The sequence below is a fragment of the Citrobacter sp. RHB20-C16 genome, assembly GCF_013890155.1.
GTDB classification, from domain to species: domain Bacteria; phylum Pseudomonadota; class Gammaproteobacteria; order Enterobacterales; family Enterobacteriaceae; genus Citrobacter_A; species Citrobacter_A amalonaticus.
Map to the genome: position 1 here is coordinate 863,790 of NZ_CP057630.1, position 16,613 is coordinate 880,402.

The following is a 16,613-nucleotide window of genomic DNA, read 5'->3' on the forward strand; positions in this document are numbered from 1 at the left end:
GATGTGACATGGGGCGGAGTCAGACATGTGTATAGGCGTTCCAGGCCAGGTTCTGGCCGTCGGTGAAGATATTCACCAGCTTGCGCAGGTGGAAGTGTGCGGCATCAAGCGTGATGTGAATATTGCGCTGATTTGTGAAGGCAGTCCTGCGGAACTGGTCGGGCAGTGGGTGTTAGTGCATGTGGGGTTTGCGATGAGCATCATCGATGAAGAAGAAGCCAAAGCCACGCTGGATGCACTACGCCGTATGGAGTACGACGTCACCAGCGCATGAGAGTGAATGCCGGATAGGTTCTGTCCGGCATTGTCCGGCATTTTTTAGCGTTAATTCTGGCGCTTATCTTCGGTATTGGTCTCGAAATCGCTGGCATCATGACGTTCATGAAGCTGCTCATTCAACGGTCCGTTGGTCCGGTTCACGATTCGCCCGCGTTTAACTGCCGGACGTTCCGCTATCTCTTTTGCCCAACGCTGCACATTTTTATAGTTGCCCGCATCAAGGAATTCTGCCGCATCGTACACATTGCCCAGCACCACGTTGCCAAACCACGGCCAGATAGCCATATCGGCAATGGTGTACTCATCGCCTGCCACGTAAGCGTTATTCGCCAGCTGTTTATCCAGCACGTCCAGCAGGCGTTTGGCTTCCATCGTAAAGCGGTTGATCGCGTACTCAATCTTCACCGGCGCGTAGTGGTAGAAATGACCGAAACCACCGCCGAGGAAGGGCGCTGCACCCTGCAGCCAGAACAGCCAGTTCAATGTCTCTGTACGTTTTGCTAAATCCTGTGGCAGGAAATAACCATATTTTTCTGCCAGATATAGCAGGATCGAGCCCGACTCAAACACACGCACCGGTGGATTTTGCGAATGATCGCGCAATGCCGGGATCTTCGAGTTGGGATTCACCTCCACAAAGCCGCTGGAGAACTGATCCCCTTCGCCAATGCGAATCAGCCAGGCATCATATTCCGCACCGCTCACTCCCTGCGCGAGCAGCTCTTCCAGCATAATCGTCACTTTCTGACCGTTCGGCGTACCCAGTGAATAGAGCTGAAGCGGATGTTTACCGACCGGCAGCGTTTTGTCGTGCGTCGGACCGGAGACAGGACGGTTGATGTTGGCGAACGCACCGCCATTGGATTTTTCCCACGTCCAGACTTTCGCGGGCTGATAAGTGTTATCTGACATGTTGACCTGCCTTCTGAGTGGTTGTGTTGAAGCAGTGTAGCAGGTCGCCATCCGTACCTTTAACAGATCGGCACATTTACACCTGTCTATTTTTCGTTGTTGCGCACGCACCCGCTGCGTTGAGGTGTATGATGGTCGGCGGTGTAGGGCAGGCAAGCAGAAGCTGCCCAGCTGTATAGTTTTGAGGTAAGGTGCATGAGCAAAGGAACGACCAGTCAGGATGCCCCGTTCGGGACATTATTGGGCTATGCCCCCGGTGGTGTAGCGATCTACTCTTCAGATTACAGCTCCCTCGACCCGCGGGACTATGACGATGACGCCGCGTTTCGCAGCTATATCGACAACGAATACATGGGCCACAAATGGCAGTGCGTCGAATTCGCGCGTCGTTTCCTCTTCCTGAATTATGGTGCGGTGTTCACCGATGTCGGCATGGCGTGGGAGATTTTCTCGTTGCGTTTCCTGCGCGAAGTGGTGAACGACAACATTCTGCCGCTACAGGCGTTTCCTAACGGGTCGCCTCGCGCACCGGTCGCCGGGGCGCTGCTGATCTGGCAGAAAGGCGGAGAATTTAAAGACACCGGCCATGTCGCGATTATCACTCAATTGCTGGATAACAAAATCCGCATTGCCGAGCAGAACGTCATTCACACGCCGCTTCCTCCCGGACAGCAGTGGACGCGTGAGCTGGAGATGGTGGTGGAAAATGGCTGCTATACCCTGAAAGACACCTTTGACGACACTACTATTCTGGGCTGGATGATCCAGACCGACGATACCCGGCACAGCCTGCCACAGCCGGAGATCGCCAATGATTCGCTGAAGATTGGCGCGGCAAGACTGGAAGAAAACGGCCAGTTTGACGGTAAATGGCTGGATGAACAGGATCCGCTGCAAAAAGCCTATGTGACAGCGAACGGTCACGTGATCAATCAGGATCCGTATCAGTATTTCACGATGACCGAGAGTGCCGAACAGGAGTTGATCAAAGCGACCAACGAGTTGCATCTGATGTATCTGCACGCTACAGACAAGGTGCTGAAAGACGACAATCTGCTGGCGCTGTTCGACATTCCCAAAATCCTCTGGCCGCGTTTGCGCCTCTCCTGGCAGCGCCGTCGCCACCATATGATCACCGGTCGTATGGATTTCTGCATGGATGAGCGCGGGCTGAAGGTGTACGAATACAACGCCGATTCCGCGTCGTGCCATACCGAAGCGGGGCTGATCCTCGAACGCTGGGCGGAGCAAGGCTATACCGGTAAAGGACATAACCCGGCGGAAGGCCTGATCAATGAGCTGGCGGGGGCCTGGAAACACAGCCACGCACGTCCATTCGTGCACATCATGCAGGATAAGGATATTGAGGAGAACTATCATGCCCAGTTTATGCAGCAGGCGCTGCATCAGGCCGGGTTTGAAAGTAAGATCCTGCGTGGGCTGGATGAACTGCGCTGGGACGATGCCGGACAACTCATTGACGGTGACGGACGCCTGGTGAACTGCGTCTGGAAAACCTGGGCATGGGAAACGGCGATTGAGCAGGTGCGTGAAGTCAGCGAAACCGAGTATGCCGCCGTGCCGATTCGTACCGGACATACCCATCAGGATGTGCGGTTGATCGATGTGCTACTGCGCCCGGAAGTGCTGGTCTTTGAGCCGCTGTGGACGGTGATCCCGGGTAACAAAGCGATCCTGCCGATCCTGTGGCAACTTTTCCCGCACCACCGCTATCTGCTGGATACCGATTTTGTCGTCAATGATGAACTGGCGCAAACCGGTTATGCGGTGAAACCGATTGCGGGTCGCTGTGGCAGCAATATCGACCTGGTCAGCCATCAGGAAGAACTGCTGGACAAAACCAGCGGGAAATTTGCGGCACAGAAGAACATTTATCAGCAGCTTTGGTGTCTGCCAAACGTTGCCGGTAAGTATATTCAGGTGTGCACTTTTACCGTTGGCGGCAACTACGGCGGCACCTGCCTGCGTGGCGACGAATCGCTGGTTATTAAGAAAGAGAGCGACATTGAACCGTTGATTGTGGTGAAGGGATGAGCTCTCAGCAGGATACGGTTATAGCCGGGCATGTTTCTAAAGCCGAAAGCTGACCGATGCAGTCGATGTGTAAAAATCCGTAATCTCCCAGGGATTACGGATTTTTTTGCTTCTCAACCTGGTTCTCAGTACTGTCGATTTGCGGTTGTTGTGGCACACTAATTTTGTCATCTGAATAATACTTTCCTAACCTTTGGTTTTTCAAAAACCATAATCTGCTCTCTTTATTATCCAGAAGGTATTTGGTCATAGACGATGTTTAGTTATTAAGTTGGGTAGTGGAATTGTAATGACGCAGTAGGCTGTTTAATGTGAAAGAGAATGCTTAACGCACTCTTCTAAATACCACAGTATCCAGACAGATAAAATTTCTTCTCACTGTTTCTTGCCCTGATGGTGATGCTTAATTTGACATCGTTACCTTCTTCTTCCGTATTTGATTTTTGTAATGAAGATTGTATCGTCGTAATTGAAATATCATTGTTTTTGAAAGTAGATGTGGTTTTATCTGATTGTATCCGCTTTAATGTTAACATTTTTCCATTCAGTTTTATACTTGCTTTTTCTGAGAATTTTATCTTAACAGTATCATGAATAAAATCAGCTAAATAGCTTAAGTCATATGCCGTAGTATCTGTCCACGTTGTATGCCATTCTTTAGTATTTAAAGGATTTTTCATTAAAATATCTGCATACGCTCTGTCAGCATCTAATCTTTCTGTAAACCCACATTGAACAATTGATGCCAGCTTTAACGGTTTTATTCTTGTCGAGTCAGTTTTTAGAACTGGACTTTTTTAAGGCATAGAGCAAATGCGCATGACCATTTTTTGTACTCTGTATTATCGTGTCAGGCTTCGGTAAACCTACAAGATCCCAGACGATTGCGCCATTATCATGGTCTATGTCGAAAACAAAACCATTCACAAACCATCTGTTATTAAACCCTATATATATTTTTAATAACGCCCTTTCTTTTAGGTTTCTATATACACCATCATTGAAGTCATCGCAGCATAATGCGTATTTTTGTATTTGACTTTTATAGTTTTCCATATTAAAGATATTATCTTCAAACAACATTTTTACCTTCCTTCAGTGCTCCTTTTTGTAATTGTTTGGCGGCTATCAAAACAGGAGCTTTATTTTTATATTTATGCTCGTTAATAAATCAATAATACATTTAAAGTTTTTGTCAAGTGACTAAAAGCCATATCAGATATTGTGTGTTATTTGGTTGTAAATGTTATTCAGTGAGGCTATCTTTATAGTCTAAAGATACGTTATGGTTATGGTACTAATAAGAAATAAAGTAAAACTAGATCTGTAAAAATTAATGTTTATTATCTTGACAAGAAGATGTGTGCATATGTTATATAGTCTCAAAGACACTAAAATTTGTGCAATATGAATACTTCGAGGTTGGCTCACACATGGATAACTTACTCCTTAAAAGATACCGCGAATATGCTCATACCGAGGAAGCCTGTGCAATCCTCTTTGTGAAAAAAAATTTGGCTCAATCAAAAGGATATTGGATAGACATATCTAACTGTCGACGCTATGAGATGTCATCAGACGATCTGCACTTCAAGTTTGTCACGGGTGGGCTATACAAGAGGAAAATTCACCCACAATATCCACCGAAATCTTCATACATCATAAATAGCAGGTTTGATGAGCATAGCTATTACTTGATGGTTCGCGCCTTAACATGGGAAACCGCGCACAAAGACATAGAGCAACAAAAATCTAAGCGCGTAAAGCCATTAAAGTTCGAGATAACAGGAGTCAGTTATGATAAGAACAAAGATAAAAAAGGATATTTCCGAGACGACGCGCCGGAAGAAATCAAGGTACTTGCGGAAAACCTAAATGACAGGACTAATCCACTTTGGGATATAGCTATACAATATATAAATGAACCAGAGTTCGTTTATGAAGTCCGGCAAGTGAGACTCATTGATCGATAAACAAATATTCTCGCGCCATGAAAAAAATAAAAATCTTTCTAACAGGGTGATGGCCCACTACGTGAACCATCATCCATTACAAGTTTATATTGTAAGTATCCCGCATAATCGTGCCATTCACATTTAGAGATCCTCCGGCATAATCAATCTGCCAACAAAGGAGATCGCTATGCGTAAAGCCCGTTTTACTGAGCATCAGATCATTGCCGTCATTAAATCGGTTGAAGCCGGACGAACTGTTAAGGATGTCTGCCGGGAGGCCGGTATATCTGAAGCTACCTACTACAACTGGAAGTCCAGATACGGCGGCATGGAGGCTTCTGATATTAAAAAGATCAAGGATCTTGAGGACGAGAATCGGCGTCTCAAACAGATGTTTGCCGACCTGAGCCTTGAGAACCGGGCGCTGAAAGATGTTATCGAAAAAAAGCTTTAAAGCCAGCCTTTAAGCGTGAGCTGGTCACTCATCTGATAATGACATCTGGACTCAGTATCCGTCAGGCCTGCCGGAGTCTGAACCTGAGCAGAACGGTTTACCATTACCGTCCGGATACCACGCGTGACGAACCCGTTATTGTCGCGTTGCAGGCAATGGCAGAGCGATACCCACGGTACGGTTTTCCAAAACTTTTCCAGGTTCTGCGGCGGCAGGGATACCCGTGGAATCACAAAAGGATCCATCGTATTTATTGTCTGCTGAAGCTGAATTTTCGCCGTAAAGGCAAACAACGGTTGCCAGTGCGTAATCCCTCGCCACTGGCCACACCGGAAACGCTGAACCAGAGCTGGTCTGTCGATTTTATGCATGATGCCCTGGTCTGTGGTCGTCGTTTTCGCACGTTCAATGTCGTTGATGACTTTAACCGTGAGGCGTTGTCGATTGAAATCGATCTGAATCTGCCAGCTCTGCGCGTCGTCCGGGTACTCGACAGGATCGCGGCAAATCGCGGCTATCCGGTCATGCTACGCATGGATAATGGTCCGGAATTTATCTCACTTGTACTGGCTGAATGGGCAGAGCAACATGCAGTAAAACTGGAATTTATTCAGCCGGATAAGCCGACGCAGAACGCTTTTATTGAGCGCTTTAACCGAACATACCGTACAGAAATACTCGATTTTATCTGTTCAGAACGCTGAATGAAGTGCGGGAAATCACGGCAAGATGGGTGTCAGAATATAACTGTGAACGCCCTCATCAATCACTGAACAATATGACGCCGGAGGAATATCGGCAACACAATCATTTGGCCGGGATCTCAAAAAATGCCTGGAACTAAAACGGGTCTATTTACAGTCACCCGGCCATGCTGTTGATGCTGGTACGCCTCACTCTCCATCACCTCGTTCACCCACGTCTGGCGGCGGGTGATGTTGAGGTTGCTGTCGTACGTGAAGCGCTCCTCGCGCATCTGGGTACTGCCGCTGCCCGTCCAGGTGGCATGGCTTATCTGGTCATTCGCCGTCATGCTGTTGACCATCGTCCCGCGCAGCGAGTCCGATATCATCGACAGGTTATAGGCTTTGTCGTACAGCCACTGGCGTTGCAGGTCTGTGTCCCTGGCCTGTGGCTCTGACTGGCTCCCGGCCCGCTGTGTGGTCAGCCTCCCCGTCTGCGTGTAGCCCAGCGTCTGGTAAAACCCGGCTTCGCTTTTTCTGGTGGTCTCCTGACCACACAGGTCGTGCTCAAACAGCAGTGGAGCGTGGTCTGCTATCTGCCACGAAGTGAGTTCGCCCATTAACCCACGCGTGAATCGCTCTGTGATTTCGCCGGTGGTACGTTGTGAAACAGAGTCCAGGTCCGGGTCGTGGCGGTATTCCGTGCGTCTGCCGTTAATGGTTTCGGCGGTTATCCGGCCGGCGTCATCGTATTCACAGGTGACGGTGGCATCATTGTTCTTCGCCTCCACCAGGCGGCACAGCGTGTCATAGCGGAAGGTGGTGGTGCTGAGAATGCGGTCGCTGTCACCCTGCGTGACGTCTTCATCCGTCACCTGGTTGGTGACGTTATAGCGGCGGTGCAGGTGCGTGCCGTCCGGGAAAGTGGTGCGGATGCAGCGCCCTGCGGCATCGTATTCGTAGCGCAGCGTGCGCCCGGTAAAATCGGTTTCGGCAATAAGCTGCCTGGCCCTGTCATACGTCAGCCGGTAGCTTTCGCCCTCAGCGTTGATGATTTCGGTCAGGCGGGTAAGATCATCAGCCATTTACCGCGAGTGCCGTGATGGTGAAGATTACGGAGGGCGCCTGACTATCATTGCTGACACCAATGAGGTGCAGGCGCTGCACGAATAGCTTTATCAGGCTGAACAGGTAGTCAGGGAGATGAAGGTCATGCTTGTTTAGTGAATTTAACGGTAATTAAATAATAAAATATCGGGAAGGTTTAAGTATTCTTCCCGGCTTCCTTTTTATCAAGTATTATGTTAATAAATTATCAATTTTATTTTTTATAGTTTCAATCCTAGTAATAAGATTTTCATCATTCAAAACTTCTATATTTATTTTGGAAAAATAAAATTTTAATTTGAGTAACATTTCTGTAGCGGTTGAACTATAATTCACCGCATCATCAATACCGTCATAGATATCTGCATTCACCAGATCCTTGATAGATGAATTTAATTCATTGATCTCTTTATGAAAATCTATACTCATGTTTAATGCTTACTAAATGTAATAATATCAACAGCATCTGGAGGAGCAACAACTTCAATGCCTCCGCCAAGATTATCCCCTATGCCGGGAGCCGGACGGGTAATAAAATCGCTTCCCGGTTTTAGTTTCGCAGTCATTATGAAATCACTACGATCAATGTTTTCCTGCGGTATGCCATATCTTCCCGCATATCCTGGGCTTGAGGGGTGTTCTAAAGCCCAAAATTGTGCCCCAGTTGTTTCACTACGCCCTGTTGTTCCCATACGATAAAGAGTCGCTCCATTTTCAACTTTTTCTCTCGCTGCTAAAGCTTCTGGAGAATTAGACTGATACGCCGAACCATAAGGTGTTTCTATATGTTCCTTACATAGCCCAAGCGGATCTATATATTTTAGTGGATTACCAACGTATCCATACGCATTTAACCCGCCTTTTAGCCCTATCGGATCTGCGCAAAGATACTGTCCCGCCTCACAATCATAGTACCGGAAACGGTTGTAGTACAGCCCTGATTCGGCATCCTCGTATTGCCCAGGAAAACGCAGGTGGCAGGAAGGGGCATCTTCCTTGTTCCGGCTTTCTTCCCGGCCCCATAACTGCTGCTTACCCCGCCAGACGATTTCGCCGTCTCCGGTCAGGAGTTCCTGAATACGGCCCACCGTATCCGTTACTGCATAGTGCAGTTGTCCCTTTTCATAACGCGCCAGCGGCGTGAAACTTCCCGGCTCATATATCCAGCGAATCGCGTTTTCGTCTTCTGGTGTGCCATCCGTGCCGACCGGGATTTCTTCCGTTAACTGGTCGCCATTCCAGTGAAAATCCATACCGGGCTTGTCCCGGTTGGTACAGCGTTTGCTGATGCGCCTGCCGAACGGGTCGTATCTGTATTCCCAGCGTTCGCCTTCCGGTGTTTCCAGCCCGGTTAACTGGCTTCTGGCATCCCAGCGGTAGCGCCAGAGGAGAGGGCGGTAGCCGCCTTTGTCGACGAGCTTTTCCACCAGACGACCGTTAATATCGTATTTCAGGTGATGCCATGCGCATTAACCACCCGGACAAATTTCCCTTCCTCCGGTTTGCCGGTGTCCGGGTTAATCCGGTGCGTTGAGTGCCGCCATTCTTTATATTCCCGTGACGTCACCCGGCCATGCTGTTGATGCTGGTACGCCTCACTCTCCATCACCGCGTTCACCCACGTCTGGCGGCGGGTGATGTTGAGGTTGCTGTCGTATGTGAAGCGCTCCTCGCGCATCTGGGTACTGCCGCTGCCCGTCCAGGTGGCATGGCTTATCTGGTCATTCGCCGTCATGCTGTTGACCATCGTCCCGCGCAGCGAGTCCGATATCATCGACAGGTTATAGGCTTTGTCGTACAGCCACTGGCGTTGCAGGTCTGTGTCCCTGGCCTGTGGCTCTGACTGGCTCCCGGCCCGCTGTGTGGTCAGCCTCCCCGTCTGCGTGTAGCCCTGTGTCTGGTAAAACCCGGCTTCGCTTCGTCTGGATGTCTCCTGGCCACACAGGTCGTGCTCAAACAGCAGTGGTGCGTGGTCTGCTATCTGCCATGACGTCAGATACCCCATCAGGTTACGGGTGAACTGCTCGGTTATTTCGCCGGTGGTACGTTGCGCCACCGTATCCAGTTTATCGTCGGGGCGGTATTCCGTGCGTCTGCCGTTAATGGTTTCGGCGGTTATCCGGCCGGCATCATCGTATTCACAGGTGACGGTGGCATCATTGTTTTTCGCCTCCACCAGGCGGCACAGCGTGTCATAGCGGAAGGTGGTGGTGCTGAGAATACGGTCACTGTCACCCTGCGTGACATCTTCATCCGTCACCTGGTCGGTCACGTTATAGCGGCGGTGCAGGTGCGTGCCGTCCGGGAAGCTGGTGCGGATACAGCGCCCTGCGGCATCGTATTCGTAGCGCAGTGTGCGCCCGGTAAAATCGGTTTCGGCGATAAGCTGCCCGGCCCTGTCATACGTCAGCCGGTAGCTTTCGCCTTCTGCGTTGATGATTTCGGTCAGGCGGGTGAGTTTATCGTAACGGCATTCCAGCCGCTGGCCGTCCGGGCGGATGACGGCGATCAGCAGGTCAAAGGCACCGTATTCGTAACGGGTGGTTTTCCCTTCGCCATCGGTGAAGCTCTCCGGCAGCTTTTCGCTGTTCTGGCGCATCAGCTCGCGGACACCGTCCGGGCGGCTGATTTCCTCCACGCTGCCCCGTAGTCCGGCATGCTTTTTACTGTGGCGGAACTGCGTGGTGAATCCCAGCGGGTCTTTGACGCTTAACAGACGACCGAGAAAATCCTGTCCGGTCTGCGTCACGCCGCCATCCGGCGCAACAGCTTCACGGACCTGGTGCAGCGCATCGTGGCTCCAGCGCCAGGTGGCGCCGCCCGGCATAATCCGCGCCAGCAAATCACCCTGTTCGCTGTAGCTGAACTGCTGCTTGCGCCCCTGCGGGTCGGTCAGGCAGACCATGCTGCCTTTATCGTCGTAATCCCACTGCCACAGCTGGTCGCCGGGTGTGGTCAGCCGGGTTAACTGCCCGGACTCGTTATAGTCATAAAACAGACTGTAGCCGCCCGGCAGGGATACACGGCTTATTTCACCTTCGCTGTTGTAGTCATATTCCGTGGTGCGTCCCAGCGCATCGGTGCGGGAGAGAAGGCGGGTGTTATTCCAGAGGGTCTTTTCCGCTCTGCCCAGCGGATCAATACTGAGCGTGACCAGACCATCTTCGTTGTACCAGTAACGGGTTTCGCCACCTTCGGCATCCAGATAGGTGGTACATTTCTCTTCATCGTTATAAATAAACCGGTCATCAAAGTAGCCTTCTGTTGACAGGGTGCTAACCGCGCGCCCCTGCGTGTCATAGACGATATCCACACAGGTTTTATCGGTGTCCCGCTATGGGAACATCTACTGGGATGGCTGGTGGAAAAACGTGCCCGCCAACCGCTGAACGGGATCATTCTCACCCTCGATTTACCCGACCTGTTGACGGCCGACAAACGCCGCCGCGAACATCTGTTGCAGACGCTGCGTAGCCGTTTGCAGGATATACGTCAGTATCTTCACTGCCAGTTACCGGTTTACGTGGTGCTGACCCGGCTGGACTTATTGTACGGTTTTGCAGCCCTGTTTCAGTCGCTGAACAAAAAAGATCGCGATACCATCCTCGGGGTTACGTTTACTCTCAGCGCCCATGAAAGTGAAGACTGGCGTACCGAACTGAACGCTTTCTGGCAGGACTGGTGCGAACGGATGAACCAGTCCATGCCCGATCTGATGTTGGCGCAGAGCCATATGCGCAGTTCATTGTTCAGTTTTATTCGCCAGATGCAGGGAAGCAGGGAGTCTCTGGTGACCCTGCTTGATGGTCTTCTGGACGGTGAAAATATGGACGTGATGCTGCGTGGCGTGTATCTGACGTCATCACTGCAACGCGGTCAGATGGATGACATCTTTACACAGTCTGCCGCCCGGCAATACCGGCTCGGCAGTAATCCGCTAAGTGCCTGGCCACTGGTGGATACCGTACCTTACTTTACCCGCAATCTGTTTCCCCAGGTACTTCTGTCGGAGCCGAACCTGGCTGGCGAAAGCCGCGCCTGGCTGGTAAGCAGCCGTAGACGTCTTACCGTCTTTTCTGCCGCGGGTGGGGCGTTGGCGCTACTGCTCATCATCGGCTGGCACCATTATTACGATGTTAACTACGCCTCCGGTATCCAGGTACTGAAACAAGCTCAGGCCTTTATGGCGATCAGGCCACCCCAGGGGATGGATGACTACGGTGATCTACAATTGCCATTACTCAATCCGGTACGCGATGCGACGTTGGCCTACGGCGACTGGGACGATCGCAGTCGACTGGCCGATATGGGGTTGTACCAGGGAAGGCGTGTCGGGCCGTATGTGGAGCAAACCTATCTGCAACTACTGGAGCAGCGTTATCTGCCCGCCTTGTTCAACGGTCTGGTGAAAGAAATGGATGCTGCCCCACCGGAGAGCGAAGAAAAACTCGCCGTGCTGCGAGTGATGAGAATGCTGGAGGACAAAAGCGGACGTAATAATGACGTAGTGAAGCAATACATGGCGAAGCGCTGGAGTGATAAGTTCCACGGCCAGCGCGATACCCAAGTGCAATTGATGTCTCATCTCGACTATGCGCTGAAACATACCGACTGGCATGCTGAACGTGCTGCGGGTGATGGGGACGCGATCGGTCGTTGGGCACCGTATGACAAACCGGTGGTGTCAGCACAGAAAGAGTTAAGCAAACTGCCCGTTTACCAGCGGGTCTACCAGAGCCTTAAAACCCGGGCGTTGGGAGTACTGCCCGCCGATTTGAACCTGCGCGATCAGGTTGGCCCAACATTCGAACAGGTATTTGTTTCCTCAGATGACAACAAGCTGGTTGTCCCGCAGTTTCTTACCCGCTATGGGCTCCAGAGTTATTTTGTGAAGCAGCGTGATGAACTGGTGGAACTGACGGCAATGGATTCCTGGGTACTGAATATTATTCACAGTGTTAAATACAGTGACGCAGACCGTGCTGAAATCCAGCGCCAGTTAACCGAACAGTATATTAGTGACTACACCGCCACCTGGCGGTCAGGGATGGATAACCTTAACGTACGCGATTATGAATCCATTGCGCAGTTAACCGCCGCGCTGGAGCAGATTATCAGCGGCGACCAGCCTCTACAACGAGCGTTGACGGCGTTGCGGGATAACACACAGCCGACCGTTCTTTCCGAAAAGCTATCTGATAAAGAACGCGCAGAAGCATTGGGAGAGCCGGATTATCGTCTGCTGACCCGTCTCGGTCATGAGTTTGCGCCGGAAAACAGCACGCTGGCGGTTCAGAATAATAAAGAAAATACCCTGCAAGCGGTCTATCAGCAGTTAACGGAATTGCACCGCTATCTGCTGGCTATCCAGAACGCACCGGTACCCGGTAAATCGGCACTCAAAGCCGTTCAGTTACGCCTTGACCAGAACAGCAGCGACCCTATTTTTGCGACCCGGCAGATGGCGAAAACTCTGCCTGCGCCGCTTAACCGCTGGGTGGGAAAACTGGCAGATCAGGCCTGGCATGTGGTGATGGTAGAAGCGGTTCACTATATGGAAATTGACTGGCGCGACAACGTGGTAAAACCGTTTAACGAACAACTGGCAAATAGTTATCCATTTAATCCTCGTTCTTCGCAGGATGTGTCTCTGGATGCATTTGAGCGCTTCTTTAAACCGGATGGCGTGCTGGATACTTTCTGGCAGCAAAACCTGAAACTGTTCATTGAAAATGACCTGAGCCGTGACGGGGGCGACGGTGTCATTATCCGTGAGGATGTCATCCGGCAACTGGATACCGCACAGAAAATCCGCGACATCTTCTTCAGTAAACAGAATGGCCTGGGAACGCAGTTTGCGGTGGAGACCGTTTCGCTTTCCGGCAACAAACGCCGTAGCGTGTTGAACCTCGACGGTCAGTTAGTGGACTACAGCCAGGGTCGTAACTACACCGCGCATCTGGTCTGGCCGAACAACATGCGCGAAGGCAATGAAAGCAAGCTGACGCTGGTGGGTACCAGCGGTGGCGCACCGCGCAGTATCAGTTTCAACGGGCCGTGGGCGCAGTTCCGCCTGTTCGGAGCCGGACAGCTAACCAGCGTGGAAGAGGGAACATTCAGCGTGCGCTTTAACGTTGACGGTGGCGCGATGGTCTACCGGATACACGCTGACACTGAAGACAACCCATTCAGCGGCGGGCTGTTCAGCCAGTTCCGGCTGCCGGATACGCTGTACTGAGGAGGTAATTGTCGGATGCTGAAGATACAGGACGTGATGATGATGCATTTCAACATGTGGATGTACAGGTTGCAACGGCAGGGGCAAAAAACGCCCCAACGTTTGCCAGCACCTTTCATATCCAGAATTTATGGAGGCAGGAATGTCTAAATTCAGTGACCAGAATCCGTCATGGGCGGATTATCTCGGTGATACACTGCGTGGTAATGTCCCGATCAATCAGTTAATTCCGCAGCATCCCTATATTCTTGACACATTGGGACTGGCAGAGGCGTTTGAGAAGAATACGCAGCATATTATGTTACTGACACTGGAAGAGGCTCAGGGTGTAGTGGATGATTTGTGTAGCAGTGGTCCGGTGAAGCTTGCCACTACTTACGCAGGAAATATCAAAGATGTTGCGACCGGGGGGAAGAATATCAGCAAACTGATAAGTTATGCTGAGGCGGATAAAATCATTTACCGGTTAAAGGGACTCGGGATTAAAGCTATTCAGTTCAAGCATGGTGGACAGGTGTACGTTAAAATTACCGGTTATGCGTCGCTGCGGCGTATTCTTCAGGGGACTCGCTATAAAATTAACAATCCCCGGGTGCTGGAGTTGGGGATTGGCAAAGCAGGCATTAATAGCGGTATCATCGAAGGTGCGAAGTTTTGTCTCTGGTTTTCACTTGCCTGGCACACGGTAGAACTCATTTTTAAATCAGACCATGATGTGGCGGCCTTTATTGGTAATATTACGATGGATGTTGCAAAAATTATTGTTACGATTTTTGTGACAAAAATTCTGGTTATGGCCGGTGGGCTTTTCTCTACAGTTGCTGCTTCTGCTGGTATTGTATTTCCTGTTGTGGCGGGGATAGTGCTGATTGTGGCTATAGGTTTCTTAATTACTCTTGCGTTAGATTATCTGGACAGTAAATATCATTTATCTGACAAGTTAATTGCAGTAATCCGAGAGGGGATGACGGCCCAGGAGGACATCAATAGGTGGAATTTTGAACATGCCGATCCCTTTACATTTGGCCTGATGAATGCACGCTGGTAAGGAATTTTTATGCAAAAAATACCGGAAATAGCAGCGAGAAAAATGCCATTAAAAGAAAAAATGAAATTTATTCTTTTGTGTTTATTTTCCATTACGGTACTAACTGGTGCGTTGGTTTTTTTTGCCGATGTTTCTGGTACTGCAATAATATATATTATTGCAGGTGCGGATACCGTTTACTACAGTTGGAGGGACGTGCTCGCATTTTTATATCTCCCTGTTATAGGGTACTTTGATGTATTGGTGTTTTTATTTTTGTTCCTCCCTTTTACTTTTCGCCTCGCGAAATTATGGGGTAAACTCTCAAAGGTTATCTTCGGCTATATTATTATCGCATTTATCCTTACTCTCCCTCTATCATTGTATATTTCTTTTTTTCCTTTGGGGAAGTACTTTTCTTGTGGACTTAGAGGCCCCCTTTCAGGCGCTCACTATGTGAAAGATCTCAAAATGTGCGAACAATTTGAATATCATCCTGAGGATGATAAGCCTGATAATACCTCAGCACCTGTAACATCAGTGGATAAGAAATAAAATGAATTCATCTGATTATACTCAGACCATTACTACGGGGGTTGACCCACGTAACCTGCCGGAATTTATCGCGATTCGCGAGGAAATCAACAAGGCCAGCCATCCGTCGCAACCGGAGCTGAACTGGAGGTTGGTGGAATCGTTGGCACTGGCTATTTTCAAAACCAACGGAGTGGATCTACACACTGCGACATACTATACGCTGGCACGCACCCGCACGCAGGGGCTGGTGGGTTTCTGCGAAGGAACCGAATTGCTGGCGGCGATGATTACGCATGAATGGGATAAATTTTGGCCGCAGGGCGGTTCTGCACGGACAGAGATGCTGGACTGGTTCAATACCCGTACCGGGAATATTCTGCGCCAGCAGATATCTTTTGCGGAAAACGATCTGCCGCTGCTGCATCGTACTGAACGTGCTTTACAGATGATCAGTGACAAGCTCCAGCAGGTGGAGCTGAAGCGCCAGCCGCGTGTGGATAACCTATTATATTTTATTCAAAATACAAGAAAGCGCCTTGAGCCCCTGCCCAAAAGTAGTGTTGATACTTCCTCTCAGTCGATGGTCAGAACGCTGGTCTATGCGCCAGAAAGTACTCTTTCCGCCACGGCAGAGTCTGTGCCGCCAATCCCCGAGTTGCCAGAAATGCGGGTGATAGTGCGTGGTATGTCGGATAACGCTGGCAACGCAAAGACAAACAATCTGCTGAAAGGTTTCGTATCCGGTGTTGCCTTTACTGCTGTTATTTCGATCGCACTCTGGTGGTGGCTGGTACATCCCCTGCAACGTCAACTCGTGCAAGTTCGTGATACCGCTCAGGGAGCAGCCAGCATCTGGTTGGTCTCCCCTGAACTGGACAGTTATGGAGAGCGCCTGCAACAACTTCCCGAAACGTCGCCGCTGCAACTGCTGGAAACTGGAATGCAGATGATGCGAACGGCGGAGAGTCACTGGCCGGAGAGCCTGCAACAGCAGCAGGCAACCGCACAGTGGAACGATATTCTGAAAAACCGTGCGCAGAACAGTCCACAGCTACGGGGCTGGTTGCAGACCCGCCAGGATTTACACGCCTTTGCTGACCTGGTGATGCAGCGCGAGAAAGAAGGGCTGACTCTTTCTTATATAAAGAACGTCATCTGGCAGGCTGAGCGGGGGCTGGGTCAGGAGGCACCGCTGGAGTCAATGTTGACGCAGTACCAGGACGCCCGCGCGCAGGGACAGAATGCTGAGGCCCAGGAAAAACAGATTAATGAACGGTTGGACGGTGTGTTAAGCCGCTGGCTGCTATTGAAAAACGGCGAAATGCCGGAAAAGAAAACTAAACCCGAAAAATAGCAACGGAATAAA

At 50.3% G+C, this 16,613-nt stretch carries 11 protein-coding genes and 3 pseudogenes; 8 read left to right on the top strand and 6 right to left on the bottom strand.

All coding sequences use genetic code 11. From position 1 onward, the window contains the following. The first annotated feature begins 25 nt into the window (after window positions 1–25). The gene (hybG, locus tag HVX64_RS04310) at window positions 26–274 is read left to right on the top strand and encodes a hydrogenase maturation factor HybG (RefSeq protein WP_042998137.1); all 249 of its coding nucleotides are present in this window, start codon (window positions 26–28) and stop codon (window positions 272–274) included. A gap of 50 nt (window positions 275–324) precedes the next feature. On the opposite strand, the gene yghU is transcribed toward hybG, so the two are convergent. Next, window positions 325–1,191, bottom strand: a complete 867-nt coding sequence (yghU, locus tag HVX64_RS04315; protein ID WP_042998136.1) for a glutathione-dependent disulfide-bond oxidoreductase — start codon at window positions 1,189–1,191, stop codon at window positions 325–327. A 195-nt stretch (window positions 1,192–1,386) separates the two neighbouring features. On the opposite strand from yghU, the gene gss reads away from it, so the two are divergent. Further along, window positions 1,387–3,246: a bifunctional glutathionylspermidine amidase/synthase gene (gene gss / locus HVX64_RS04320; RefSeq protein WP_044255709.1), complete on the top strand. Its 1,860-nt coding sequence runs from the start codon at window positions 1,387–1,389 to the stop codon at window positions 3,244–3,246. 563 nt (window positions 3,247–3,809) lie between these two features. Here gss and HVX64_RS04325 read toward each other — a convergent pair. Continuing rightward, window positions 3,810–4,329: pseudogene (locus tag HVX64_RS04325) on the bottom strand (replication initiation protein); the annotation flags it as partial. Between the two features lie 350 nt (window positions 4,330–4,679). On the opposite strand from HVX64_RS04325, the gene HVX64_RS04330 reads away from it, so the two are divergent. Both HVX64_RS04330 and HVX64_RS04335 read left to right on the top strand, forming a co-directional pair. Continuing rightward, window positions 4,680–5,219, top strand: coding sequence for a hypothetical protein (locus HVX64_RS04330; RefSeq protein WP_044255706.1), 540 nt, complete (start codon window positions 4,680–4,682; stop codon window positions 5,217–5,219). 169 nt (window positions 5,220–5,388) lie between these two features. After that, a pseudogene (locus tag HVX64_RS04335) lies at window positions 5,389–6,499 on the top strand (IS3 family transposase). On the opposite strand, the gene HVX64_RS04340 reads toward HVX64_RS04335, so the two are convergent. From HVX64_RS04340 to HVX64_RS04350, 4 genes are all read right to left on the bottom strand, one after another. Continuing rightward, window positions 6,479–7,423, bottom strand: a complete 945-nt coding sequence (locus HVX64_RS04340; RefSeq protein ID WP_181825299.1) for an RHS repeat protein — start codon at window positions 7,421–7,423, stop codon at window positions 6,479–6,481. The pseudogene HVX64_RS04335 and the gene HVX64_RS04340 sit on opposite strands and share 21 nt — an antisense overlap. A 214-nt stretch (window positions 7,424–7,637) precedes the next feature. Continuing rightward, on the bottom strand, window positions 7,638–7,874 hold the full coding sequence (locus HVX64_RS04345; protein WP_046401887.1) for a hypothetical protein: 237 nt from the start codon (window positions 7,872–7,874) through the stop codon (window positions 7,638–7,640). A gap of 2 nt (window positions 7,875–7,876) precedes the next feature. Further along, entirely contained in the window at window positions 7,877–8,872 is a 996-nt protein-coding gene (locus HVX64_RS24080; protein WP_249418893.1) for an RHS repeat-associated core domain-containing protein, read from the bottom strand. A 23-nt stretch (window positions 8,873–8,895) separates the two neighbouring features. Next, entirely contained in the window at window positions 8,896–10,758 is a 1,863-nt protein-coding gene (locus HVX64_RS04350) for a hypothetical protein (protein ID WP_249418894.1), read from the bottom strand. Window positions 10,759–10,779: 21 nt separating this feature from the next. On the opposite strand from HVX64_RS04350, the pseudogene tssM reads away from it, so the two are divergent. From tssM to HVX64_RS04370, 4 genes and pseudogenes are all read left to right on the top strand, one after another. Next, window positions 10,780–13,683: pseudogene (tssM, locus tag HVX64_RS04355) on the top strand (type VI secretion system membrane subunit TssM); the annotation flags it as partial. 142 nt (window positions 13,684–13,825) lie between these two features. Further along, window positions 13,826–14,731 (top strand): membrane protein, encoded by a 906-nt coding sequence (locus tag HVX64_RS04360; protein ID WP_044255698.1) that lies wholly within the window; start codon window positions 13,826–13,828, stop codon window positions 14,729–14,731. Window positions 14,732–14,740: 9 nt separating this feature from the next. Beyond that, entirely contained in the window at window positions 14,741–15,265 is a 525-nt protein-coding gene (locus HVX64_RS04365) for a DUF1240 domain-containing protein (RefSeq protein ID WP_044255695.1), read from the top strand. A gap of 1 nt (window position 15,266) precedes the next feature. Beyond that, complete coding sequence (locus HVX64_RS04370; RefSeq protein ID WP_044255692.1) at window positions 15,267–16,601, top strand: type VI secretion system ImpA and VasL domain-containing protein; 1,335 nt, start codon at window positions 15,267–15,269, stop codon at window positions 16,599–16,601. Window positions 16,602–16,613 lie beyond the last annotated feature (12 nt).

What these genes read in the sequence shown, in the direction of transcription:
- hybG (WP_042998137.1), top strand. Translation starts at nt 26, where the DNA reads ATGTGTATAGGCGTTCCAGGCCAGGTTCTGGCCGTCGGTGAAGATATT.
- HVX64_RS04365 (WP_044255695.1), top strand. Translation starts at nt 14,741, where the DNA reads ATGCAAAAAATACCGGAAATAGCAGCGAGAAAAATGCCATTAAAAGAA.
- HVX64_RS04370 (WP_044255692.1), top strand. Translation starts at nt 15,267, where the DNA reads ATGAATTCATCTGATTATACTCAGACCATTACTACGGGGGTTGACCCA.
- yghU (WP_042998136.1), bottom strand. Translation starts at nt 1,191, where the DNA reads ATGTCAGATAACACTTATCAGCCCGCGAAAGTCTGGACGTGGGAAAAA.
- gss (WP_044255709.1), top strand. Translation starts at nt 1,387, where the DNA reads ATGAGCAAAGGAACGACCAGTCAGGATGCCCCGTTCGGGACATTATTG.
- HVX64_RS04330 (WP_044255706.1), top strand. Translation starts at nt 4,680, where the DNA reads ATGGATAACTTACTCCTTAAAAGATACCGCGAATATGCTCATACCGAG.
- HVX64_RS04360 (WP_044255698.1), top strand. Translation starts at nt 13,826, where the DNA reads ATGTCTAAATTCAGTGACCAGAATCCGTCATGGGCGGATTATCTCGGT.
- HVX64_RS04340 (WP_181825299.1), bottom strand. Translation starts at nt 7,423, where the DNA reads ATGGCTGATGATCTTACCCGCCTGACCGAAATCATCAACGCTGAGGGC.
- HVX64_RS04345 (WP_046401887.1), bottom strand. Translation starts at nt 7,874, where the DNA reads ATGAGTATAGATTTTCATAAAGAGATCAATGAATTAAATTCATCTATC.